This is a genomic window from Paraburkholderia sp. MM5477-R1, assembly GCF_050436385.1.
GTDB classification, from domain to species: domain Bacteria; phylum Pseudomonadota; class Gammaproteobacteria; order Burkholderiales; family Burkholderiaceae; genus Paraburkholderia; species Paraburkholderia tuberum.
Map to the genome: position 1 here is coordinate 108,303 of NZ_JBNDMC010000005.1, position 24,584 is coordinate 132,886.

General features: G+C 65.1%; 19 protein-coding genes and 1 pseudogene. 14 read left to right on the forward strand and 6 right to left on the reverse strand.

All coding sequences use genetic code 11. From position 1 onward, the window contains the following. Window positions 1-408 precede the first annotated feature (408 nt). Window positions 409-786 (reverse strand): annotated as a pseudogene (locus OKW35_RS12825) (IS30 family transposase); the annotation flags it as partial. A 49-nt stretch (window positions 787-835) separates the two neighbouring features. Between OKW35_RS12825 and OKW35_RS12830 the strand changes: the two are divergent. After that, window positions 836-1,567, forward strand: coding sequence for an IS6 family transposase (locus tag OKW35_RS12830; protein ID WP_429354294.1), 732 nt, complete (start codon window positions 836-838; stop codon window positions 1,565-1,567). Window positions 1,568-1,633: 66 nt separating this feature from the next. Here the strand turns inward: OKW35_RS12830 and OKW35_RS12835 are convergent, their stop codons facing one another. The 5 genes from OKW35_RS12835 to OKW35_RS12855 form a co-directional block, all read right to left on the reverse strand. Next, window positions 1,634-3,091, reverse strand: a complete 1,458-nt coding sequence (locus OKW35_RS12835) for an efflux transporter outer membrane subunit (RefSeq protein WP_429552209.1) — start codon at window positions 3,089-3,091, stop codon at window positions 1,634-1,636. An 81-nt stretch (window positions 3,092-3,172) separates the two neighbouring features. Then, on the reverse strand, window positions 3,173-4,288 hold the full coding sequence (locus tag OKW35_RS12840) for an ABC transporter permease (RefSeq protein ID WP_429355226.1): 1,116 nt from the start codon (window positions 4,286-4,288) through the stop codon (window positions 3,173-3,175). A 32-nt stretch (window positions 4,289-4,320) separates the two neighbouring features. Then, entirely contained in the window at window positions 4,321-5,301 is a 981-nt protein-coding gene (locus OKW35_RS12845) for an ABC transporter ATP-binding protein (protein ID WP_429552210.1), read from the reverse strand. Further along, entirely contained in the window at window positions 5,298-6,263 is a 966-nt protein-coding gene (locus OKW35_RS12850) for an HlyD family secretion protein (protein ID WP_429552211.1), read from the reverse strand. The genes OKW35_RS12845 and OKW35_RS12850 overlap by 4 nt, the downstream gene beginning before the upstream one ends. After that, entirely contained in the window at window positions 6,260-6,955 is a 696-nt protein-coding gene (locus OKW35_RS12855) for a TetR/AcrR family transcriptional regulator (RefSeq protein WP_429552212.1), read from the reverse strand. The genes OKW35_RS12850 and OKW35_RS12855 overlap by 4 nt, the downstream gene beginning before the upstream one ends. Window positions 6,956-7,359: 404 nt before the next feature. Between OKW35_RS12855 and OKW35_RS12860 the strand changes: the two genes are divergently transcribed. The 13 genes from OKW35_RS12860 to OKW35_RS12920 all read left to right on the forward strand — a co-directional run bounded on the left by OKW35_RS12860 (window position 7,360) and on the right by OKW35_RS12920 (window position 24,582). Beyond that, on the forward strand, window positions 7,360-9,276 hold the full coding sequence (locus OKW35_RS12860; protein ID WP_187615679.1) for a potassium transporter Kup: 1,917 nt from the start codon (window positions 7,360-7,362) through the stop codon (window positions 9,274-9,276). Between the two features lie 276 nt (window positions 9,277-9,552). After that, the gene (locus tag OKW35_RS12865; protein ID WP_429487633.1) at window positions 9,553-11,049 is read left to right on the forward strand and encodes an alkaline phosphatase family protein; all 1,497 of its coding nucleotides are present in this window, start codon (window positions 9,553-9,555) and stop codon (window positions 11,047-11,049) included. A gap of 353 nt (window positions 11,050-11,402) precedes the next feature. Further along, on the forward strand, window positions 11,403-13,211 hold the full coding sequence (treA, locus tag OKW35_RS12870; RefSeq protein ID WP_429552213.1) for an alpha,alpha-trehalase TreA: 1,809 nt from the start codon (window positions 11,403-11,405) through the stop codon (window positions 13,209-13,211). Window positions 13,212-13,359: 148 nt separating this feature from the next. Then, window positions 13,360-14,655, forward strand: a complete 1,296-nt coding sequence (locus OKW35_RS12875) for an MFS transporter (RefSeq protein ID WP_429552214.1) — start codon at window positions 13,360-13,362, stop codon at window positions 14,653-14,655. A gap of 261 nt (window positions 14,656-14,916) precedes the next feature. Then, window positions 14,917-15,780: an ABC transporter permease gene (locus OKW35_RS12880; protein ID WP_429552215.1), complete on the forward strand. Its 864-nt coding sequence runs from the start codon at window positions 14,917-14,919 to the stop codon at window positions 15,778-15,780. Window positions 15,781-15,782: 2 nt separating this feature from the next. Continuing rightward, a complete protein-coding gene (locus OKW35_RS12885) occupies window positions 15,783-16,835 on the forward strand; it encodes an ABC transporter ATP-binding protein (RefSeq protein WP_429552216.1) in 1,053 nt (350 codons plus the stop codon). Window positions 16,836-16,846: 11 nt separating this feature from the next. Beyond that, complete coding sequence (locus OKW35_RS12890) at window positions 16,847-17,908, forward strand: extracellular solute-binding protein (RefSeq protein ID WP_429552217.1); 1,062 nt, start codon at window positions 16,847-16,849, stop codon at window positions 17,906-17,908. A 3-nt stretch (window positions 17,909-17,911) separates the two neighbouring features. After that, window positions 17,912-18,799, forward strand: coding sequence for an ABC transporter permease (locus tag OKW35_RS12895; protein WP_090810837.1), 888 nt, complete (start codon window positions 17,912-17,914; stop codon window positions 18,797-18,799). A gap of 73 nt (window positions 18,800-18,872) precedes the next feature. Then, window positions 18,873-20,063, forward strand: coding sequence for a M24 family metallopeptidase (locus tag OKW35_RS12900; RefSeq protein WP_429552218.1), 1,191 nt, complete (start codon window positions 18,873-18,875; stop codon window positions 20,061-20,063). Window positions 20,064-20,129: 66 nt separating this feature from the next. After that, window positions 20,130-21,377 carry an amidohydrolase family protein gene (locus OKW35_RS12905; protein WP_429552219.1) on the forward strand — a complete coding sequence of 416 codons (1,248 nt, stop codon included), beginning with the start codon at window positions 20,130-20,132 and terminating at the stop codon, window positions 21,375-21,377. 74 nt (window positions 21,378-21,451) lie between these two features. Next, window positions 21,452-22,372, forward strand: a complete 921-nt coding sequence (locus OKW35_RS12910) for a LysR substrate-binding domain-containing protein (protein ID WP_090810843.1) — start codon at window positions 21,452-21,454, stop codon at window positions 22,370-22,372. A gap of 126 nt (window positions 22,373-22,498) precedes the next feature. After that, a complete protein-coding gene (locus tag OKW35_RS12915) occupies window positions 22,499-23,563 on the forward strand; it encodes an ABC transporter substrate-binding protein (RefSeq protein ID WP_429552220.1) in 1,065 nt (354 codons plus the stop codon). 41 nt (window positions 23,564-23,604) lie between these two features. Beyond that, window positions 23,605-24,582, forward strand: coding sequence for a N(4)-(beta-N-acetylglucosaminyl)-L-asparaginase (locus OKW35_RS12920; protein WP_429552221.1), 978 nt, complete (start codon window positions 23,605-23,607; stop codon window positions 24,580-24,582). Window positions 24,583-24,584: the final 2 nt, after the last annotated feature.

Consider the following 24,584-nt stretch of genomic DNA (forward strand, 5'->3'; position numbering starts at 1 on the left):
CGACGGTGCGGGTAACCGCATTGCCCACACGGACGCGCTGGGCGGACGCGAACGCATCTATTACGACGCCGATGGCCGCATCGTGAAGACCGTCAGCGCGGCGGGCCGCACGGTGCAGTACGACTACCGCTGGGCGAGCACGATCAGCTCGATCGGCTCGGTCGCGAGCGGTGGATGGGTAAAGACGACGATCGATGCGAACGGCCGCTCGATGGTCGACGAGGTGGATCTGTTCGGCCGGGTGACGAAACATATCGATCTCGGTGGCCACGTGTTCCAGTACACGTACAACTGGGCCGGTCTGCTGACAAAACAGGAAGGCACGAGTGGCCAGCATGTCGAATACAGCTATTACTCGCACGGTCTGGTGCGCTCGATCATGGATTACGGCACGGGCAGTCTCAAGAGTCAAGTGCAACGTTTAGCTAATCCGGCCTTCTCTAACTCTTTAGCCATTGCTTCCTCGGGGGAGTCCCAGCCGAGCGTCTGGCGAGGCCGCCCGTTGAGCAATTTGGCGATGTCATTGAGTTGGGTCTGCGAGAGCGTCGAAAGGTCTGTGCCCTTTGGCAGAAACTGACGCAGCAAGCCGTTGGTGTTCTCATTGCTGCCGCGCTGCCAGGGCGCATGCGGATCAGCAAACCAGATATCGATATTGAGCCGCCTGGAGAGCTCGACATGGCAGGCCATTTCCGTTCTCCGATCGTAGGTCAGGCTCTCGCGAAGAAAGGCCGGCAACTTCTTCATTTGCCGCGAGAAGCCTTCCAGCGCATTCCTGGCCGTACAGCCAGGTTTTGTCGGATTAACGCGGTCAAGTAAAATCCGTGGACCGCAACGCATGATAAGCATCATGGCAAAGACGCAAACGCCGCGCAAGACGCTGCCCGCTGGCATTGGCAAGGTACTGAAGCGGCTGCACTACCCGTTGGACGTGATCCTGCTGTGCGTGCGGTGGTACGTGGCGTACTCACTGAGCCTACGTAACCTCGAGGAAATGATGGCCGAGCGGGGTATCGAGGTGGATCATTCGAGCGTGCACCGGTGGGTTATTAAGCTGCTGCCGGTGCTTGAAAAAGCATTCCGCAAACGCAAACGGCCTGTGGGCAAGAGCTGGCGGGTCGATGAGACCTACGTCAAGGTCAAAGGCCAATGGAAATACTTGTACCGTGCCGTCGACAAGACAGGTAATACGGTGGATTTCCTGCTGCGCGCCCATCGGGACAAGGCCGCGGCGCGCCGCTACTTCGAGAAGGCGATTGAACAGAACGGCGAGCCCGAGACAATCACCGTGGACAGGAGTGGCGCGAATCTGGCTGCGCTTGAAGCGCTCAATGCCGAGCGTTTAACACCGATCAAGGTCCGTCAAAACAAATACCTGAACAACGTCGTCGAGCAGGATCACCGTGCCATCAAACGCATCATCAAACCGATGCTGGGGTTCAAGGATTTCCGCTGTGCGCGCATCATCCTGTCTGGCATAGAAATCGCACACATGATCCGCAAGGGGCAGATGTGTGACGATGGCGTCGCCCCGACTGCAGCCGAACAATTCTACTCGTTGGTAGCGTGAGTAGTACTACCGATATCACGCTTTGCTCAAGCTGTAATCGTTAGCGCGACAGAACCACCGATCGACTCAAGGCCGCGCCCCGAGCGCCTGATAGAGCGCGGCGGTATCGGCATAACGCTGCGCGGCGGCTTTGGTGCGATCGAGTCCGGTCTGCAATTCCTGACGCTGCGTATCGAGCAGTGTCAATTGACTGATGCCGCCCGCCGCATACCGCTGGCTGGCGATCCCTGCGCTGTGTTGTGCGCTGCGCTGCGCGGCGTCGAGCGCCTGCAATGCAATCGCGTCCTGATCGAGCGCGCGCAGCGCGTCGGCGACCTGTTGCAGTCCCTGCAGCACGGTTTGCTTGTAGACGGCGAGCGCCGCTTGCCAGGCCGCCTCCGACGAGCGCTTGCGCGCCAGCAGTTCACCGCCGTGGAACAGCGGCTGCGTGAGACCCGCACCGAAATTCCACACGTTGAAGCCCGTCAGCAGATCGGACACGTTGACGCGTTCGGTCGCCGCGCTGCCCGACAGCGTGATGCGCGGATACAGGTTCGCGGTCGCGACGCCGATGTTCGCGCTCGCCTGATGCAACAGCGCCTCGGACGCGCGAATGTCGGGCCGCTGCCGCGCGAGCGTCGACGGCAAGGTCAGCGGCAGGTCCGCCGGTAGCACGAGCGTATCCAGGTCGAGCGCGGCGAGGTCGTGGGTGGTGGCCAATTCCGCCGGCGCGCGTCCCAGATAGATCGCGAGTTGATGATCGGTCTGCGCAAGCTGCGTGCGCAATGGCGGTAACGTCGCGCGGGTTTGCTGCACGAGCGTGCGCTGGCTCAGCAGATCGACCTCGGAGATGCCGCCCGCGCCATAGCGGCGTTCGGCGATATCGAGTTGCTGCATCTGGTTGGCGAGCAGCGCTTCGGTGAGGGCGATCTGCCGCGCGAGCGACGCGCGCCGGATCGCCGCCGTCACGACGTTGCCCGCGACCGTCAAACGCGCGGCTTCGAGTTCGTATTGCTGATAGTCGACCTGCGCGGCCACCGCTTCGAGCGCGCGGCGATTCGCGCCGAACAGATCGAGCGTGTACGACACCGTGACCTGTGCGCTGTACAGCGTGAACGGCGCAAACGCGCGGCCCTGCGTCAGCTGACCGAAGCCGAGCGCCTCGGGATCGATTTTCTCGCGCGTGGTCGACAGGTTCGCATCGACTTGCGGCCATAGCGTGCCGCCCGCCTGCGCGCGATAGTCCTGCTGCGCTTCGTCGAGTTTCGCGCGGGCTTGCGCGAGGGTCGGGCTATCGTCGAGCGCCTGTTGCACGAGCGCGTCCAGCGCCGGCGAGCCGAAAGCGCGCCACCAGCCGTCGCCGGGCACCTCGGTCGGCACGAAGTGTTGGGCGGCGCCGCCGGGACCATCGGTTGCGACGGTGCTCGCCGCAAGCGGCGCGGCGGTATAGCTCGACACGCTGGTCACCTCGGGTCGATGGAAATCCGGGCCGACGCTGCACGCGCACAATGCCGCGCTTGCGCAGAAGCCGGCCAGCCGGCGCATGGCGAAACGCTGGGACCAACAAGCCGCGCGATGAAAAACCGCGTCACGAAAGCCAGGAGCGGAACACATTGCAGGCCTTCCTCAATCGAGCGTGCGCCGATAGAACTTCACGGCGATACCCATGACGACCAACAGAAAGATCAGCAGCGGCCATACATGCGGCCACATGTCGGCCCAACCGACACCCTTGAGCAGAATGCCGCGCACCAGCCGGTTGAAGTAGGTGAGCGGCAACAGGTTGCCGATGTACTGCGCCCACTTCGGCATGCCCGCGAACGGAAACATGAAACCCGACAGCAGAATGTTGGGCAGAAAATAGAACATCGTCAGTTGCATGGCCTGCAACTGGTTCTGCGCGAGCGACGACAGCGTAATGCCGATCGTCAGATTGGCCGCAACGAACAATAGAGCGGACAGATACAGCGCGATCAGACTGCCTTCGAACGGCACGTTGAACACGAAGCGCGCCGCCGCGAGAATGATGCTGACCTGCACCAGGCCGATCGCCACGTAAGGCACGATCTTGCCGGTCATCACTTCGAGCGGCAGTACCGGTGTGGCGAGCAGATTTTCCATCGTGCCGCGCTCGCGTTCACGCGTGATCGCGAGGCCCGTCATCATCACCATCGTCATCGTCAGGATCACGCCCATCAGGCCGGGCACCACGTTGTACTGGGTCAGGCTTTCGGGGTTGTAGAGCCGGTGCAATTGAACGTCGAAAGCGGCCGGGCCGACCGCGAGCGTCGACAGCGGACCCGTGAGGTCCTTCTGCAACACCGACTGCGCGATCGACGGCAGTGCGCCGAGCGCGGTGCCCACCGCGGTGGGGTCCGTCGCGTCGGCTTCGACGAGCAGCGATGGCCGCGCGCCCTTGGCCAGATCGCGCGTGAAACCGACGGGGATATTCAGAACGAACAACACCTTGCCCTGTGCGAGCGCACGGCGACCGGATTCTTCGTCGGGCAGCGTCGATACGATGTCGAAGTAATCGGAGTTGCGCATCGCCATCAGGAAACTGCGCGTGAACTCGCTGTGATCGGCGGCGATGACGGCGGTCGGCAGATGCTTGGGGTCGGTATTGATCGCGAAGCCGAACAGCGCCATCTGCATGATCGGCAGCACGATCATCATCGCAAACGTGATGCGGTCGCGCTTCAGTTGCAAAAACTCCTTGCGCACGACGCTCCACCAACGCATCAGCGAAAAGCGCGGAAGTCGGCGCGCGGAATTCACGATGCTTTGCCCGAAGGGGTGGCGTAATTGTCGGTCGAGCGGTTCATCATGAAGATGAACACGTCCTCGAGGCCGGTTTCCTGTGGTTCGATCCGCAACGCCGGGTCCGAATGAGCCAGCTGGTCGATCGTGGCGTGAAGCTCGGGCGTGTCGGGACCGCTCACGTGCAGCGACGAACCGAACGCCACCGTCTGCTCGACGCCGGGCGAGCGGCGCAGCCGGTCGCCGAGCTCGACGAGATTCTGGCCGTACACGGCCCACGTCACGAGCCCTTGCGAATCGATGACCTGTTTCGACGTGCCCTGCGCGAGCAGCTTGCCGTAGGCGATATAAGCGAGCTTGTGGCAGCGTTCCGCTTCGTCCATATAGTGCGTACTGACGAGCACCGAGATGCCGCGCGCCGCGAGGCGATGCAACTCTTCCCAGAAGTCGCGGCGCGCGCTCGGGTCGACACCTGCGGTCGGTTCGTCGAGCAGCAGCAGTTCCGGCTCATGGAGCATGCACGCGGCCAGCGCGAGACGCTGCTTCCATCCGCCCGACAGTGCGCCGGCCAACTGCTTCGCACGGCTTTGAAGGCCAAGCTGTTCGAGTGCGCGATCGACCGCCTCGCGGCGGTTCTTCATCTCGTAGATGCGCGCAACGAAGTCGAGGTTTTCGCGGATCGTCAGATCTTCCCAATAGGAGAAGCGCTGCGTCATATAACCGGTGCGCCGCTTGATCTGCGCGCTGTCCCGCACGATGTCGTAGCCGAGACACGTGCCGCTGCCGGAGTCGGGCGTCAGCAGTCCGCACATCATGCGGATGCAGGTGGTCTTGCCGCTGCCGTTGGGGCCGAGAAAGCCGAAAATCTCACCGCGCTGCACGCGCATCGTGACATCGTTGACCACGTGCTTGGTGCCGAAATGCTTGTTCAGCCCCTGCACGTCGATCGCGTACACGGGGTCGCTGGCATTGCCGGGGGGCGCGGGCGCACTCATTGCAGCGTGACCGTGACGGGCTGGCCGGGCCGCGGCTTCGGCGCATCGGCGCTCTGAGGTCGGGCTTCGACCATGAACACGAGTTTCGCGCGGCTTTCGTTGCTGAAGATCACCGGCGGCGTGTACTCCGCCTGGTCCGAAATGAAGCTGAGCACGGCCGGCACATCGGCCGCGCAACCGTCGCAATGAATCGATACGCGACGGCCCGGCGCGAGCGAGCCGACCACTCCCTGGGGCACGAAAAAGCGCACCTTGACGTTCTCCGGCGGCAGCATGCGCACGACGGGGCTGCCGGCCGGCACCCATTCGCCGCTGCGATACATCGTGTCGAACACGAGACCGGCGTGCGGCGCGTGCACGCTTTTCTGATCGAGCTTCCATTGGGCCTGGCCGAGCTGGGCCTGCGCCGCGTCGACCTGCGCCTGCTGCGCGCGGATCTGTTCGATCCGCCCAGGCAGACGCGCGACGGCCAGCTGGCTTTGCAACTCACGCACGTGCGCGGCGCTCGACAACGCGCTCGCGCGCGAGTCGTCGAGCTGGCTTTGCGCGATGCCGCCCGCGCCGAATTGCTGTTGGTCGCGGCGGAACTGCGTCGCGGCGCGCGTCGCATCGGCTTCGGCCTGCACGAGTTGCGCGCGCGTCACAGCGACTTCCGGCGGACGCTTGCCGGTTCCAAGGTCGGCAAGCTGGGCGCGGGCCGAGCGCAGTTGCTCGCCCGCCTGCGCGACGGCGTCGGTTTCGTTCTGCGCTTCGAGCGCGAAGAGCGGCGTGTTCTGCGCGACGGTCTGCCCGCGCGAGACCGCGAGTTCGGTCAACTGTCCCGCCTGCGAAGACGCGAGGTACAGGAACTCGCCTTCCACATAGCCTTGCCACGTGTTCGCCGGTGGTCGCGAACAGCTTGCGCACGCGATGCACAGCGCGAGCAACGCGGCACGTCGGGATGAGCTGGCGAACACGATCATGACGGCTTGCCCTTCGCGCGGCGTGCGGTGGACGTCGCCCCGGTTCTGGCCTTGGCGTTGGTCTCGACCGCCGTGGTTGCGCTCATGCCCTGCGCGAGCAGCGCGACGACATGGCGTTCGAGCGTCGCGCGATCGAACGAGGTGCGCGGATTCAGGCGCTGCCAGATCCTCGCGGTTGCCTGCGGCAGCATCACCAGAGCGAGCACCGAGTTGAACAGCAGCAACGGTTCGAGCCGGGCGTTCAACTGACCCGACGCGCAGCCACGCGCGATGTTCTGACCGAACGCGGCGAGCTTTTGCACGGGGATGCGCGCAAACGCGCGCTCGCGCAGCAAACCGCCTTCGTTGACGATCTCGCGCAGCCAGAGCGAAGGCAGCCACGGCATGGTTTCGGTGACATCGAACATGCGCTTGACGATGCCTTGCGTCAGCGCGAGCGGTTCGTCGTGTTCGGGATCGACCGGATCCCAGATCGCGCCGAACGCGGCGACGAGCCTTTCCTCGAACAACGCGTCGAGCAGCTTTTCGCGCGTCTGGAACCAGTAGTGCACCATCGCGGATGTCACGCCGCTCGCCGCCGCGATCTGCGCAAGCGTCGTGTTGGCGATACCGCGCTCGGCGAACAGCGCCACCGCGACATCGAGCAGATGTTCGCGTGCGTCGAAGTCCTGCGGATGAGGACGACGACCCATTCGGGAACGGGCGGCTTGCGGCATGGACACCGGACTAATTGATGAGTTAGTTAGTTTTAACTCATTGATGCTAGGATATTTTCCGGTATGGCGAAGGAGGGGAAACCCCTGGCGGCGGGCGGCCTTTATTCTCTCGTTGATCCGCGTCAGGAAACGCGCGACGTCACTGCCTGGGTAGCTTCGCTTTCGCCGTTTCGACTGACGTTAAGCTGACGATGGACGGCAGTTGGCATCCCCGCGCGAAGCGCACTTTCGCCGGAAATTTCTATACTTTCTCTAGCGCACACCCGGCACGATCCAGCCCGTACGACCCAAACGAATTCAAGTCAACGAAACGAAAGAATCGAAGCGAACCCGCGGCGCGGCCATCACGGCTCACGCGCGATTCGTATGAGGAGGCAGACATGGCACATTCCGCATCCGCCGCGCCGGCGAAGGAAGGCCACGGCGAGGCGTCGCCGGCTCTGCCAGCGCTTGCGCTGGCCGCGCTCGGCGTGGTCTATGGCGACATCGGCACGAGCCCGCTCTATACGCTCGCCACCGTGTTCGATCCCAGCAACGGTCTCACGCTCAATGCTTTCAATATCGTCGGCATCGTCTCGCTGATCTTCTGGTCGCTGATGATCGTCGTTTCGCTCAAGTACGTCGTACTGATCCTGCGGGCGAATAATCATGGCGAAGGCGGCATCATGGCGCTGCTCGCGCTCGCGGCGTCGTCGATCGCGTCGCGGCCGCGTTTGCGTCGCGGCCTCCTCGTGGTGGGCGTGATGGGCGCGGCGCTGTTCTTCGGCGATAGCGTGATCACGCCGGCCATTTCCGTGCTGAGCGCCGTGGAAGGGCTCGAAGTCGTCGAGCCCGGGCTCAAGACCTATGTGATTCCAGTGACGCTCGCCGCGCTCATCATCCTGTTCGTCACGCAAAAGCACGGCACGGGCGGCATCGGCGCCGTGTTCGGGCCCGTGATGGTGCTCTGGTTCGTCGTGATCGGCGTGGCGGGCGTCGCGAACATCATGGCCGCGCCGGTCGTGCTGTATGCGCTCAATCCGCTGGAAGGGCTCGGCTTCGTCATGCATCACCGCTGGCTCGCGTTCGTCGCGCTCGGCGCGGTGGTGCTCTCGCTGACGGGCGCCGAGGCGCTCTACGCCGACATGGGCCATTTCGGCAAGCGACCCATCCGCCTTACCTGGTTCGGCGTCGTTTTTCCCGCGCTCGCGCTCAACTATCTGGGCCAGGGCGCGCTGCTGCTGGCGAATCCCGGCGCGGTGCAAAACCCGTTCTACCGCCTGTTCCCGCAGTGGGCCATCGTGCCGATGATCGTGCTGGCGACGATCGCCACCGTGATCGCCTCGCAGGCCGTTATTTCGGGCACCTATTCGATGACGATGCAGGCCATGCAGCTTTCCTTCCTGCCGCGCATGAACGTCGTGCATACGTCGGAGCGCGAGATCGGGCAAATCTACGTGCCCGGCATCAACTGGATCCTGTTGATCGCCGTGGTTGCGGCGGTGTTGGGCTTCCGCTCGTCCACGGCGCTCGGGTCCGCGTATGGCATCGCCGTGACCGGGACGATGCTCATCACCACGTTCCTGACGTTCTTCGTCGTGCATTACGCGTGGCGCTACAACTGGCTGCTGTGCCTGCTGTCCACCGCGTTCTTCTTCGTGATCGACGCGTTGTTCTTCTCGGCTAATCTGCTCAAGATCGTCGATGGCGGCTGGTTCCCGCTCGTGATCGGCGCGATCGTGTTCACGGTGATGGCGACGTGGGGACGCGGCTGGGAAATGATGCTGGCCGAGGCGCGCGTGCGGGCGGGAAAGACGCCGCTCAAGCCGTACCTCGCTGCGCTGCTCGAAAGTTCGCCGACGCGCGTGGGCGGCACGGCGATCTTCCTGACGCCGGACGCCGAAGCGGTGCCGCACGCGCTCGTCAACAACCTGCGGCACAACCGTGTGCTGCATGAGCGCACGGTTTTCCTGAGCGTAATAACGAAGAACGTGCCGTGGGTGGCCGACAGCGAGCGCGTGCAGATCAGGCCGCTGTGCACGGGTTGCTGGCACGCAACGGTGAAGTACGGATTCAAGGACGAAGTGGACTTGCCGCGCACGCTGGCCGCCTACAAATCGCCGGAACTGGCCTTCAACCTGGACGACACATCGTGGTTCCTGAGCCGCGCGGCCGTGGTGCCCAAACGCGGCCATGGCATGGCGCTATGGCGCGAGCGGCTTTTCGCGGTGATGCTGCACAACGTGGGCAATATTGCGGCGTTCTTCAAACTACCGGCCAATCGCGTGATCGAAGTCGGCGCGCGCGTGGAGATCTAGAGCGCGCCGTTCAGCAAGCGCGGAGCAGCGGCCGGGCTGCTTCGATACTCCTCGGCCCCGTAACCGCCGCGCCTACGTAGTCAGCACGCGAGGCGGAGGCGAATCGCCCTTGTCCCACGCTAGCGTTGAGCGCCGCTTCGCAACGGCCCTCGGATACCTCGGGTTCGAAACTTGCTGCCCACGACCAACCCGCCGCTCGAATCGGCGCGCGCGTTTTGCTTCGCGGCAGGCTGGCATGGTCGGACGCCCGCGCCGCATCCAACCAGGAGACGTGTCATGGGCGACGAGACTCACCAGAATCACGGACACGACCGCCGCCGCTTTCTTGCGGGCGTGGCCGCGGTGGCCGGCAGCGTTGCGCTATCGGGTTGCGGAGGCGGCGTTGGATCGGGCGGAGACGAAGAACCGGGCGGAGGGAGCGCCAGCGAACCCGCGTCCTCGATTACCGACATTCCATCGCCCAACGCCGCCGACCGCTACAGCCTGCCGCGCCCGGCGTTGCCCGCGCCGGCCAGTTCGGGCATCGACTTCATCGTGCTGGTCACGATGGAAAATCGTTCCTTCGACCATTTCCTCGGCTGGGTGCCGGGGGCCGAGGGCATGCCCGCGAACCAGCACTTCAAAGACGCGTTCGGCGCGACGCAAACGCCGTTTTCCCTCGCGGCGAATGCCGCGTACGGCTATCAGGCGTGCGCCTACCAGGACCCTAATCACAGCTTCTCGGGGGCGCGCACGCAACTGGCATCGGGTGCGATGAATGGCTGGCTGCTCACGCCGGGCACGAGCCTGATCCCGGGCGACCTGCTGCCTATCGGCTACTACACGTCGGCCGATCTTCAATTTTTCAACGCCGTGGCGAGCAGTTACACGATCGGCGACTTCTACTTCAGCGGCATCCTGACCAGCACCTTTCCCAATCGCCTCTATCTGCATAGCGGCGCAACGGATCGGCTCGACGACAGCACCGACACTTCGTCGCTCGCCACGATCTGGGACAAGCTGAGCGATGGCAATATCGACTGTCGCTACTACTACCACGACGTGCCGTTCACGGCGCTTTATGGCACGCGTTATCTGGGCATTTCGCGCCCGTTTGCGGATTTCCTCGTGAATGCCGCGGCCGGGACGCTGCCGCCATTCTGCATGGTCGATCCGTCCTTCGCGGGCGAGCCGGAAGGCGTTTCCGCCGACGATCATCCGCATGCCGACATCCGCGACGGCGAGGCGTTTCTCGCGCAGGTCTACGAGGCGCTGCGCACGAGCCCGACGTGGAGCCGCACGCTGATGATCGTCGTCTACGACGAATGGGGCGGCTTTCTCGAGCACGTGGTGCCGCCCACCAGGCCGATCAGCAACAACGAGCTCACACTCGGCAACGACGGCAAGCTCGGCTTTCGCGTGCCGCTCGCGCTGCTTGGCCCGCGCGTGCGCGCGAACTCGATCACGCGCTATCCGTTCGACCCCAGCTCGATTCACGCGCTGCTGCAATGGCGCTTCGGCTTACAGCCGCTTGGCGTGCGCGGCAGCGATCCGGCGACGTTCAATCTCGCCTACGCGCTCGATCTCGACGACGCGCCGCGCACCGACGCTCCCGCGTTCACGGTCGCCCAAGGGCCGTTCGGCGGGACGTGTCTGGGGGCGGCGGCACCTTCGCCCTCAAGCTCCGTAGCGGCGATCGATCAGTCGCAAAAGCTGGCGATCAACCCGACGGCGGACCGCTTCGCGGATCTGCGCGCGAAGGCGGCGTCACTAGGATTCCGGACCGGAGGCTAAGCTGGGTTTCCGCTTAAAATGAGCGGGCCGCAAGCCGGCGCCGGACCGGGCCGCGCTGGATTCTGAATGGCAGCGCGCACGGCGGGATGCACGGCCTGATGAAGGCTCATGCCTTGAGCGCAGTTTGGTGAGAAACGCTTGCGCGCGACATCGTTTTGCGAAGCGGGCCCCGCACTTGCTGGCGGGACCGTCTCGAAGCCCCGCGGCAGCGTGCAGCATCTCATCGGCGCGCGCGGCGGGCCGCCTACGTCGACGTCACCGCGTCGTCCTCAACGGGTCCGCCGATGCCATTTCGTTACGATCTTCCCGTTTGGTGTTCCCGCGAGCGGCCATACCGCCGCATTGTGGCCTCCGTGGCCGCCGCGCTGGCGCTCGCCGCAAGCACCAGCGTCATTGCGCAATCCGCGCCGACGGTCGCCCAGACCCCGCCGGCCGCGCCGGCCGTTACGCTGCCCGCATCGGCCGCCGCCGCGAATACCGCCAACAGCGCCGCGGACCGGCACGTCGAAAACACGGATCACGCGCAGCCGTCGCCGGTCGTGCCGACGCCGCCGTCCGAGCTGTACGGCGAGCTGTATCGCGACGTCGAACTCGCGCATCTTTACCCGGACAGCAAGACGTTTGCCGATATGTCGCCAGGCGAGCCGCCGGCCCAGGTCATCGCCGACTACGACAGCCAGCGTGCTCAGCCGCGCTTCGACCTGAAACAATTTGTCGAACAGCGCTTCACGCTGCCCCCGCGCGCGCCGAAGCGCTACGCGTCCGATCCTGACGAGAGCGTCACCGCGCACATCGATACGCTGTGGAACGTGCTGCGTCGCGAACCGGATGCGAGCGCTAGCCCGTACTCGTCGCTGTTGCCGCTGCCGTCGCCGTACATCGTGCCGGGCGACCGCTTCGACGAGATCTACTACTGGGATTCGTACTTCATCCTGCTGGGGCTCGACGCGAGCGGCCAGCACGCGCTCGTCGACGACGAGCTGAACAATTTCTCGACGTTGATCGACCGCTATGGCCACATCCCCAACGGCAATCGCACGTATTACCTGAGCCGTTCGCAGCCGCCGTTCTTCGCGCAGATGGTGCGGCTCGTCGCGCGCAAGGAGGGCGATCAGGTCTACGCCCGCTATCTGCCCGAGCTGCGCCGTGAATACGCGTACTGGATGGCCGGCAGCGACCATCTCGCGCCGGGCAACGCGGCCCACCATCTCGTGCGCCTCGCCGACGGCACGCTGCTCAATCGCTACTGGGACGAGCGCGCGGCGCCGCGCGACGAGTCGTACCGCGAGGATGTGATGACGGCGCAGCGGATGCCGCAACGCGATGCGCGGGATTTGTGGCGCAACCTGCGCGCGGGCGGCGAAACCGGCTGGGACTTCAGCTCGCGCTGGTTCGCCGACGGCAGGACGCTCGCGAGCATCGACGTGACCTCGCTGGTGCCAGTGGACCTGAACTGCCTGATGGTGGACCTCGAACGCACGCTCGCGAAAGCCTACCGTGTGACCGGCGATGCAGGCCACGCCGAGAATCTCGAACTACGTGCCCGGGTGCGCGCCGATGCGATCCGCCGGGTGCTGTGGGACCCGCAACTGCACGCTTTCGGCGACTACGACTTCGTGCACCGCACGCTCACGCACCGGCTTACTGCCGCGACGGTGTACCCGCTTTACGCCGGCGTCGCGACACGCAACGACGCGCGCGAAGTGGCGCAGACGATCCGGCGCGATCTGCTGCGTCCGGGCGGTCTCGCGACGACGCGGACCAACACCGGCCAGCAGTGGGACGAACCGAACGGCTGGGCGCCGCTGCAGTACCTCGCGGTGATCGGGTTGCGCCGCTATAGCGAGCCGGAGCTCGCGCGCGATATCGCGACGCGCTGGATCCGCACCGACGTCGCGTACTACCAGCGCACCGGCAAGCTGGTCGAGAAGTACGACGTCGACGCGAGCGGCAAGTCGGCGGGGGGCGGCGAGTATCCGCTACAGGATGGCTTCGGCTGGACCAATGGCGTGCTGCGCGTGTTGATGCAGCTCTATCCGGATGCGGTGAGTTCGACGCGGCCGGCCGATCTGCCGGGCGGCGCGGTGGGGGTGTCGGATGCGGCGGCATCGGCGGCGGCCGCGCCGCAGACGTCGCACAGCACGTCGCCCGCGGGCCACTAGTTGCAAAGAGGCGCGCAGCCAGGTCCGCGCGTTCCGAAGAGGTAGTAGCGATACCAGGATGATGGGTTGACTGCCTGGCGGCGGCGCAGCCCGTTACGATGCTTTGGATAGCTCGAACAGACCCTCGTCACCCTGGAAAGCCTCGAAGATGAATCGTAAGCTCGACGTACCATCGGCCGAACCGGTGCCGCCGCAGGCGCAGGCCACGGCGACAGCCAAGGCCGCCCCGCCGGCCGGCGATGAAGCCGCCGCGCATTGGCAGCGCAATCTGTGCGTGTGCGTGTTCGGCTCGTTCACGACCATCGTCGCGATGACGCTGCTGCTGCCGTTCCTGCCGCTCTATGTCGAGCAGCTCGGCGTAAAGGATCATGCGGCGATCGTGCAGTGGTCCGGCGCCGCGTTCGGCGCGACCTTCTTCAGCGCCGCGCTCGTCGCGCCCCTGTGGGGCAAGCTCGCGGACCTCTACGGCCGCAAGCTGATGCTGATCCGCTCGAGCCTCGGCATGGCGGTCGCGATGTCGCTGATCGGCATGGCGCACTCGGCGTGGCAGCTGGTCGCGTTGCGGCTGCTCGCCGGGTTGCTCGGCGGCTATGCGTCGGGCTCGATGATCCTCGTCGCGACGCAGACGCCGAAGGCGCGTTCGGGCTGGGCGCTCGGCGTGCTGTCGTCGGGGATCATGGCGGGCAATCTGGTCGGCCCGCTGATCGGCGGCTTCCTGCCGCCGCTGATCGGCATCCGCGCGACCTTTTGGGCCTCGGGCGCGGCGATCTTCGTCGCCTTTCTCGCGACGGCGTTCCTGATTCGCGAAATGCCAGTTCGCAAGCGTGCGGACAGCGCGCCGAAGCAGGGCGCGTGGGCCTCCGTGGACGACAAGCGGCCGGCTATCGCGATGCTTGCCACGGGTCTGCTGCTGATGGTCGCGAATATGTCGATCGAGCCGATCATCACCGTCTACGTCGCCCAGCTCACGAAGCCTCAAAGCGTGACGATGATCGCGGGCTTCGTGATGTCGGGCGCGGCGCTCGGCAGCGTGATCTCGTCGTCGCGTCTGGGCAAGTTCGCCGATCGCGCCGGGCACTGGAATGTGATCGTCGGCTGCCTCGCCGTATCGGCGGTGTTGCTCGTTCCGCAGGCGTTCGTCACCGCGAGCTGGCAACTGATCGTGCTGCGTTTCCTGATGGGCATGGCACTGGGCGGCCTGCTGCCGTGCATCGCGAGCGTGATCCGCCATAGCGTGCCGGCGAGCGTGACGGGCGCGATCCTTGGGTACTCGGTGTCGTCGCAATACGCGGGGCAGGTGGCTGGCCCGTTGCTGGGCGGTTTCGTCGGCGGACACATCGGCATGCGCGCGGTGTTTCTCGGCACCAGCGTGCTGATGGCGCTCGGCGCGCTCGCGAACTGGCGCGTAAAGTCGGGCAGGGCACGGGCAGCGGTGGCGCGCTGATACAAGCCTCCTCGACGGTCAACGCGTTTGCCATTCCGGCGCAAACACCTTTCCCCTGGGCGACCAGCGCCCGCGTAAACCCCAGCGCGCGTCTAGCCAGAACCCGCTTTGCTCCTTTTTTTATTCATGCTACTGTGAATCGCAGTTCGTCAGGCTATGCAAATTTACATTGCGACCAGCCGAGGCGAAGCGGGGGTGGCCTGAGCTCGCCACTCCGCCGGACACACCCCAACGTGTAATCCCGACCAAGGAGAAAGCGCGGTGACGCAGGTTCCGATCGACGGTAGCAGCATCGTTTCCGCGCGCGCTTTGTCCCACCCACGTCTGTCCCCGGCGAAATGGTTCGTCAGGGCGGCCGTCGCGCTCATCTATCTGTTCATGCTGAGCCCGCTGATCTTCGTGATCTGGCTGAGCTTCTTCAAGGACGCGATCATCACGTTCCCGCCGTCCGGCTACACGCTGTCGTGGTACGTCAACGCATGGCGTAACGACGCGTTCGCGAATGGTTTCGTGCTGTCGGTGAAGCTCGCGGCCGGCGCCGCGATCGGCGGCGTGGTGCTCGGTGTCGCCGCCTCGCTCGCGCTTGCGCGCTACCGGTTTGCTGGGCGTCGCCTCGTCAGCAACACGCTGCTGCTGCCACTAGTCGTGCCTGGTATCGTCGCCGGCATTGCGACCTATCTGTTCTATCTGCGCGCCGAGAATGCGCTCGACACCGACATCGTCGGCACGTTCGGCGGCCTGCTGCTCGCGCATATCTGCCTGACGATCCCATGGACGATCCGGCTCGTCACCGCGAGCCTGGGCCAGCTCGACACCACCGTCGAGGAGGCGGCGCGCAATCTCGGCGCCGGTGCGTGGCGCACGCTGTGGCGCGTCACGTTGCCGATGCTGCGGCCGGCGATCGTCGCCTCCACGCTGTTCGGCTTCATCGTCTCGTTCGAGAACCTCGAGATGACCTTGCCGCTCGTCGGCCCCGGCAAGACGACGTTGCCGATCGCAATCATGCAGTACCTCGAATTCAATCTCGACCCAACCATTGCGGCGGTATCGGCCGCGCAGATCGTGCTGCTTGGCATCGTGATGCTGATCACCGATCGTTTCGTGAAGCTCGGCAAGGTGATCTGATCATGGCTCAGGTATCCCTGCGCAATCTGCGCAAGCAGTACGGTGCGACGACCGCGGTCGCCGACGTGTCGTTCGATATCGCCGAGGGCGAGCTGGTCGCGTTCCTCGGCCCGAGCGGCTGCGGCAAGACGACGACGCTGCGCATGGTCGCGGGCTTCGTCGAGCCGAGCGACGGCGAAATCTGGATCGGCAACACCGAGGTCACGCGGCTCGCACCCGACAAGCGCAATACCGGCATGGTGTTTCAGCGCTATGCGTTGTTTCCGCACATGACCGTCGCGCAGAACGTCGCTTTCGGTCTGGAAATGCGGCGTGTACCGAAGGCGGAGCGCGACACGCGCATTCGCGAGGCGCTCGACATGGTGCGGCTGAGCTCGCTCGCCGAACGCTATCCCCGGCAGTTGTCCGGCGGCCAGCAGCAGCGCGTCGCGATTGCGCGCGCGCTCGCGATCCGGCCCGACGTATTTCTGCTCGACGAGCCGTTGTCGAATCTCGACGCGAAGCTGCGCGTCGAGGTCCGCGAAGAAATTCGCGCGCTCCAGCAGCGTCTCGGTCTCACGACGATCTTCGTCACGCACGATCAGGAGGAAGCACTTGCGATGGCGGACCGCGTGGCCGTCATGCACGACGGACGCGTGCAGCAGATCGGCAGCGCGGACGCGTTGTACGAGCGGCCCGCCAACCCGTTCGTCGCGAGCTTCCTGGGCCGCATGAATTTCTTCGCGGGCCACGTCGACAACGGCCAGTTCATCACGGCGAACGGCGAAAAGATCACGGTCAGCGCCGCCGCGCGCAATGCCAACACGCTCGGCATCCGACCCGAGCGCCTGCGTCTCGCCGCGGCGCCGGAGCACAGCGAAGTGTCGATCCCGGTCCGGCTGGCCGACCGGATCTATCTCGGCGCGACCGTCGAATTGCGCCTCACGAGCGAGCGCGGCCAGAGCCTCGTCGCGCTCGTGCCGAACACCGCGCACGCCGGTGCCGGCGCATGGTCGCCGGGCGACACGCTGCACGCGTGCTTCAGAACCGAAGATTGCCTGCTTTTTTCCGCCTGAAGGACCATAAAATGAGTTATCCCATCACGCGCCGCACGTTTCTGAAAGCTGCTTCCGGTCTGCTCGTCGCGCCGTCGCTCGGTTTCGATCCGCGTGCGGCGCTGGCGGCCGACGCTTGCCCCAACGTCGTCGTCGGCACGTGGGGCGGCGATTATCTGAACCTGCTCGAACAGAACATCGGCAAGCCGATCATCGAGGCCGCTGGCGGTCGCGTCACGTACGACTCGGCGGATCAGATCGGCCGCATGACGAAGCTGCGCGCGGAGAAGATGTCGCGTCACGGTTCGCTCGACGTCGCCTGTCTCGCCGACATCGACATGTTCGACGTCAACCGTTCCGGGGTGCTCGAACCGCTCGACACGAAACTGGTGCCGAACTCGGCGCGCACGATCGAAGCGCTGCGCCGCCCGTATTCGATTCCGCACATCTTCAGTGCGATGGTGATCGTCTACAACCCGGAGAAGTTTCAGGCGAAGCCCGATTCGCTCGCGGCCGCGCTCGATCCGAAACTGAAGGGACGGGTGGGTTTTTCCGACATTCTGTACAACTTCAACGTGCTGCAGTCTTCGCTCGCGGCAGGCCAGAACAATGGCGACACGGCGGCCGGCATCCAGTTTCTGCGCGAGGTGCGCAAGCAGCAGCCGAAGGTCTATCCGTCGAACGAAACGGTCGCGGCGGCGCTGAAAAGCGGCGAAATCTGGATGACCTGCATGTGGAAAGCGCGCGCGCTGCAGTGGAAAAAAGGCGGCGTGCCGGTCGACTACGCGTTCCCGAAAGAGGGCGGCGTGCCGGTCACGTTCGAGGCCGCCGTGCCGAAGAACGCGCCGACGCGTGCGTGCGGCTTCAACTATCTGAACGCGATGCTCGATCCGCGCGCGCAGGTCGGCTTCGCCGAGACGATGGGCTATGCGCCGACCGTCACCGATGCGGCCTTGCCGCCGACGCTGCAACAGAGCGTCGGCTTCACGAATGCCGAGCTCGATCGCCTCGTGAAAGTCGACTACGCGCGTTTCACTGCGGAAAAACCGGCGCTGCTCGACTTCTGGAACAAGGAATTCAAGCCGGGACTTTGAACCATGACGACGAGCGCACTGAACGCCGCGCCGCGGCGCCGCGACTTCGCCGGGGGCCTGCTCGCAACGCCTGCCGTGCTGGTCGTGCTATTCGTGATCGTGCTGCCGGGCGTGCAACTGGTGCGCTACAGCTTCAATCATTTCGACTCGGTCCAGATGATGCAGGCGGCGTTCACGCTCGAGAACTACGTCCAGTTTCTGACCGATCCGTACTACCACGCGGTGCTGTGGACCACGATCAAGGTGGCCGCGCTGTGCACGGCGCTGTCGCTCGTACTCGGTTTTCCGGTCGCCTATGTGCTTGCTAAAACGCAGAGCCGCTTCAAGAGCCAGCTGGTGATGCTGCTGGTGTTTCCGCTGCTGGTCGGCAACGTCGTGCGCGCGGCGGGTTGGATGGTCATGCTCGGCAACGCGGGTTTCGTCAATGCGATGCTGATGGCGCTCGGCCTCGTCGATCAACCGGTGCGGCTGCTGTATACGCCGTTCGCGGTGGTGGCCGGCACCACCGCCGTGGTTCTGCCGTACATGATCCTGACCTTGCAGAGCGTGCTCGAAGGCCTCGATTTCTCGATCGAGGAAGCCGCGCGCAATCTCGGCGCGAGCTTCGCTCAGACGCTCGCGCGCGTCGTGCTGCCGATCGCGGCGCCCGGCGTCGCGGCCGGCACGATGCTCGTGTTCATTCTGTGCATGAACGCATACGCGACACCGGTTCTGCTCGGCGGCACCGGCATCACGATGATGACGCCGGCAATCTACGACCAGATCGCCAAGGCGAACAACTGGCCGTTCGGGGCCGTGCTGTCGATCGTATCGATGGTCGTCACGTTTGCGCTGGCGCTGTTGTCGCACTGGATCATCCAGCGGCGCTACGCGAAGACGATGATGACCTGAACTGGCAGGGCGCGCCGCGGGCTGGTGTGTGGGATGCGCCTCTCCTTAATTCTTCTTCCTGAAGGAACAACAGATGCCAATCCTCACCGACAAGACTCGCGCTTACCGTCACGACCTGATGCAAAAACTGATGGAACGTCAGCGAGTCGATGCGCTGATCTTCACGTCCGCCGACTTCTTCCAGTGGGCGACCAATTTCCACGTCGACGTGCAGACCTGGGAGCGGCCGATCGCCGTGTGCGTGCCGCTGTCGGGCGAGCCGTTCGCGATCATGAACGAGCTGTCGACGCATCACGTGATGATGGCGCGCGAGCGCGGACATCTGTGGCTCGACGATATCTCGTTCTACTCCGAGCATCCGCGCGTGGTCGAGCGGCAGCCGCTACTCGCGGAAGTCCCGGAACTGATCGCCGCGCGTTTGCGTGCCGCCGGGCTTGGCGCATCGCGAATCGGCGTCGAAGCCGCCGGCGGTCCGCTCGGCCGCGCGGCGTCACTGCTGCCGGACGCGAAGTTCCTGCCGATGCTCGCCGAGTTGCGCTCGTTGCGCTGGGGCAAGCACCGGGAGGAGATTGCCATCATGCGGGCCGCCGCAAGCCTCGCCGATTGGGTGCAGGACCGCTATCGCGAGAACATTCGCCCCGGACGGCTCGTTCAGGAACTCGACTATCAGATGGCCACCCTGATGGTGACCGAAGGCGCGCGCCGCTTTCCTGGCGAGAACCTCGAAGTGATGCGTTGCTGGACCTTGTCGGGACCGGCATCGGCGTCGCCGCACGGCGACGGTGCGTCGTGCGGCGCCCAGATCAAGGCGGGCGACGGTCTCGTCAATATCGTGATTCCGCGTTTGAACGGTCTCGTGATCGAGAACGAGCGCACCTGGTTCTGCGGCAAACCGAGCGCCGAGCAGGCGCGTTTTCATGAGGTCGCGCGCGCGGCCAACGAGGCGGCCGTCGCGGCGGCCGTCACGGGTCAGCCGGTTTCGGGTATCGACGCGGCCGCGCAGGCGGTGATCGAGCAGGCCGGCTGCGCGAAGTACATCCGTCATCGCACGGGGCATGGCATGGGCATCATCGGTCACGAGTATCCGGACGACATGGCGTTCAATCACCGCGCGCTGCTGGACAACGAGGTGTACTCGGCGGAGCCCGGCATCTATGTGTACGGCCTCGGCGGTTTCCGGCTCGACGATTCGGTCGTGACCGGCCCGACGCCGGAGCTGCTCACGAAGACCCCGCGCACGCTCGCGCACGCGACCATCGATTGAGTCGCGCAGCGCGCTACACCCTTCAACGTTGGAGATGACCCGGATCTTGTACCGGGAGGAGACCTGATGGAGTCGATTCTGTTCTCGCACTGCGCGCTGCTCGATCCGGCTGCCGGCGAATTGCGTGAGGACCACGCGGTGCTGGTGGAAAACGGACGCATCAAGGAGGTCTCGGACCGGCCGATCCGCAGCGGGTCCGCACGCGAAATCGACCTGCGCGGCAAGACGCTGATGCCTGGCCTGATCGATTTGCACGTGCACGTGCATGCGACGCAGCTCAATCTCGCGGCACAGGTGAACTTGCCGAACGTGCTGGTCACGCTGAAGTCGTTGCCGTTGTTGCAAGGCATGCTTCGGCGTGGCTTCACGACAGTGCGCGATGCGGGCGGCGCGGGCTTCGCGCTCAAACAGGCGTTGGAACAGGGGCTCGCCGAAGGTCCGCGCCTGTTCGTCTCGGGCCGCGCGATCAGCCAGACCGGCGGACACGGCGACATGCGCGGCCGTAGCGACTACATCGGCACCGATAGCCCATGCGCCTGTTGCGCGCGGGTCGGCGCGATATCGCGTATCGCCGACGGCGTCGATGCCGTGCGTCGCGCGGTGCGTGAAGAGCTGCAGATGGGTGCCGACCAGATCAAGATCATGGCCTCGGGCGGGGTCGCCTCGCCCACCGATCCGGTCGGCGCATGGGGTTATTCGGAAGACGAGATCAGGGCGATCGTCCACGAGGCGCGGGCGCGCGGCACCTACGTGCTCGCGCATGCGTACACGGCCGAGGCGATCGCGCGCGCGGTACGCTGCGGCGTTCGGACGATCGAGCACGGCAATCTGGTCGACGAAGCGGCTGCGCGGGTGATGGCCGAGCACGGCGCGTTCGCGGTGCCGACGCTCGTCACCTACGACGCGCTCGCGAACGAAGGTGAAGCGCTCGGCCTGCCCGCCGACAGCGTCGCGAAGATCGGGAGCGTGCGCCAGGCGGGCCTGCGTTCGCTCGAAATCTTCCGCGCGGCAGGCGTGCCGATGGGCTTCGGTAGCGATCTGCTCGGCGAATCGCAGCGCCTGCAAAGCGATGAATTCCGCTTGCGCAGCGAAGTGCTGACGCCGCTCGAAATCCTGCGCAGCGCAACGGTGGTCGGCGCGCAGGTGCTCGGCCAGGTCGGGCAGCTCGGGCAGATCACGGCAGGCGCGCACGCCGACATGCTCGTCGTCGACGGCAATCCGCTTGCGTCGCTCGACTGTCTGCTGGGGCAGGGCGAGCGCATTCCGGTCGTGATGAAGGGCGGTAGAATCCATGCCTTTGATTTGCCGGCGTGACATGCGCAGCGCTCCCTTGCGAGCGAGGTTGACAGCGGGGAGCGCCGGCGGCCCATGCAATCCGGAGAGAGCGGATGGACTTTCGGCACATCGACGCATTCAGGGCGCTGATGCTCACGCGCACGACGACCCGCGCCGCGCAGGTCATCGGCACTTCGCAGTCGGGCATCAGCCGCCTGATTACCGATCTGGAGCGCTCGACCAGTCTCACGCTGTTCGATCGCAGCCGCGGCCGGCTCGAACCGACCGTCGAAGCCCTGGCGCTGTTCGAGGAAGTCGAGCGGCGCTATGCCGGCCTGGACAACATCCGCGAGTTCGCGCTGAGCTTGCGCAATCCGTCGACCGCGGTGATTCGCGTGGGCTCGGTCGTATCGTTCGGGCTCGGCTACTTCGCGCGCGTCGTGGCGAACTTTCATCGCCGGCATCCGGCCGTGCAGATTGCGTTGACGACCGGGGCATCGTCGCTGATTCGCGATCAGGTGGTGTCGCGTCAACTCGCGCTCGGTCTCGTCACGAATACGGTCGACGTGACCGGCACCGATTCGACCGCCTTCGCGCAGCTCGACGCGATCTGCGCGTTGCCGGCCGGTCATCCGCTGGGCAAGCGCAAGGTCATCAAGGTGGCGGATCTGCGGAATCAGCCGATCGTGTCGTACGATTTGCCGGACCTCGTGCGCTGGGGCATGGATCAGGTGTTCGCGACCGGTCAGCTGCAATCGCAGGTGGTGGCGACCGCGCCGTATTCGGTCAACATCGCGACGATGGTCAAGGAAGGCCTCGGCATTGGTTTGCTGCATCCGGTGTCGGCGTACGACTTTCTCGACTCGAATCTGATCTTGCGCCGCTTCGAGCACGCAATGCCTTTCTACACGCTGAAGATCACGCCGCATGGCGCCGCGCCGGCTCCGCATCTCGACGAATTGTCGAAGGTGATGGAGGAGACGCTCGAAGAAGTGCTGGCGGCCGTGAATACGCGCTTGACGGCAGCGAGCTGACCGATTGCCGCTTCGCGGCGGCAGCGGCGTTCCCCACCTATCCAATGAAATACCGATCGGGCCACCGAGGCCTGGCGTCGTCTGTTGCGGCTTCTTTTCGAAACGCATTTCTCCTGGAGCGAGTGTATGAACCACATCAACCAGCCACGCCGCCGTTTTCTTCGATCGACGGGGACGCTCGTCGCCGCCTCCGCGCTGGGTCCGTTCGCGTTGAAAGCCAATGCGGCCGGTGCGTGTTCCGGTCAGGTGGTGGTCGGCACGTGGGGAGGCGACTATCAACGCCTGCTGCAACAGAACATCGATTCGCTGGTGACGCCTACCGGTGATGCGATCACCTATGCGGTCGGCAGTGCGCTCGCACGGCAGACCACGATGCGTGCCGAAGCACACGGCCGGCGCAGCACGTTGGATGTCGCGCTGCTGCGCGATAACGACATGTTTCAGATGTACTCCGAAGGCACGACCGCGAAACTCGATGACGCGCTGCTGCCGAACCTTGCCAACGTGATTCCGCAATTTCGTCGCAGCTACGCGGTCCCGCACATCTTCAGCGCGCTCGTGCTCGTCTACGATACCGACAGGGTGCGCACGCGCCCGGACGGTCTCGCCGCGCTGCTGGATCCTCAATTCAAGGGCAAAATCGGCCTGGTCGATGATCAGTATGACTATCTGACGCTCGCGGGCGCGCTTGCCTCGGGTGGGCAAGCGAGCGATCTCGCGCTCGGGCAGAAGTATTTGCGCGCGCTGCGCGAGGCATCGCCGCGAGTGTATCCGTCGGTCGATGCGCTGGCGTCGGCGCTCAAGAGCGGCGAGATCGTCGTGACCGTCACGTGGAAGGCGCGCGCGCTGCAGTGGAAAAAGGCGGGCCTCGCGGTCGATTACGTGTTCCCGAAGGAGGGCGCATTGCCGGCCACGTTCGAGGCCGCGGTCACCGCGGGCAGTAAATCGTCCGCCTGCGCGTTTCCCTATCTGAATGCGATGCTCGATCCGCGTTCCCAGCGCGCGTTCGCCGAATCGATGGGCTACGCGCCGACGATCACGAACGCGAACCTGCCGCCGTCGTTGCAACAGGCGGTGGGCTTCTCGGGCAAGGAGCTGGAGCGGATCGTGCCGGTCGACTTCGCGATGCTGATGAAACACAAGACGGAAATGCTCGACTTCTGGAACAAGGATTTCCGCGCTGGACTTTGACCCTGAGGCCCCGCACATTTCTGCCTGCAAGACCCAAACACATGATTATTCTGACCAACAACGAAGGTAAATCCGGCATCGGCTTGACCGCGGAACTGCTGCGCAATGGCGGTGCCGGGCTCGACGCGGTCGAGGCAGGCATCCGGCTCGTCGAAGATGACGAAGAGGTGCGCACGGTCGGGCGTGGCGGCTGGCCGAATCTGCTCGGCGAAGTCGAGCTCGATGCGTCGGTGATGGATGGCTCGACGCTGCGCACTGGCGCGGTGGGCGGTCTGAAGGGCTTCAGGCATCCGGTCAGCGTCGCGCGTGCCGTGATGGAACGGCTGCCGCACGAGCTGCTGATCGGCGAGGGCGCCGCGCGCTATGCGGCCGAAACGGGTGCGGAGCGCTGCGAGCTGCTCGCCGATCATTCGCGCAAGGCCTACGCGCGCTGGTTCGACGGCGAAGTCAGCGCGACCGACAGGGCCGCGTGGCCGAACGTGCCGCTCGAACGCTATTGCCACGACGCGGTCGATCCGGAGATCGGCAAGGACACGACCGTGTTTCTCGCAATGGACAGCGCCCGCAATGTCGTGAGCGGCACGAGTACATCGGGGTGGGGCTGGAAATATCCGGGCCGTCTCGGCGACAGCCCCGTGATCGGCGCGGGCTCCTATGCCGATAGCCGTTACGGCGCCTGCGCATGCACGGGCGCGGGCGAGATGACGATCCGCGCCGGCACGGCGCGCGCGGTGGTGCTCTACATGAAAATGGGCATGAGCGTCGAGCGCGCGGTCAGCGAAGCGGTCGACGATATGCGTGCGCTCAAGGGCGGCTTGATCAGCCGCGTGACGATCCATGCGATCGATGCCGCGGGCAATCACCGCGTGGTGGCGGTCAATGGCTTGCCGGGCAATCACTACTGGGTGTGGACGCCAGTCATGGCGCAGCCGGAGCGCCGTGCTTGCGAGCTGATCCAGATCTCGGCGGGCGCGCCGCAGAGCAAGCGGATTGCGATGCAGGTTTATACCGACGTTTGAGG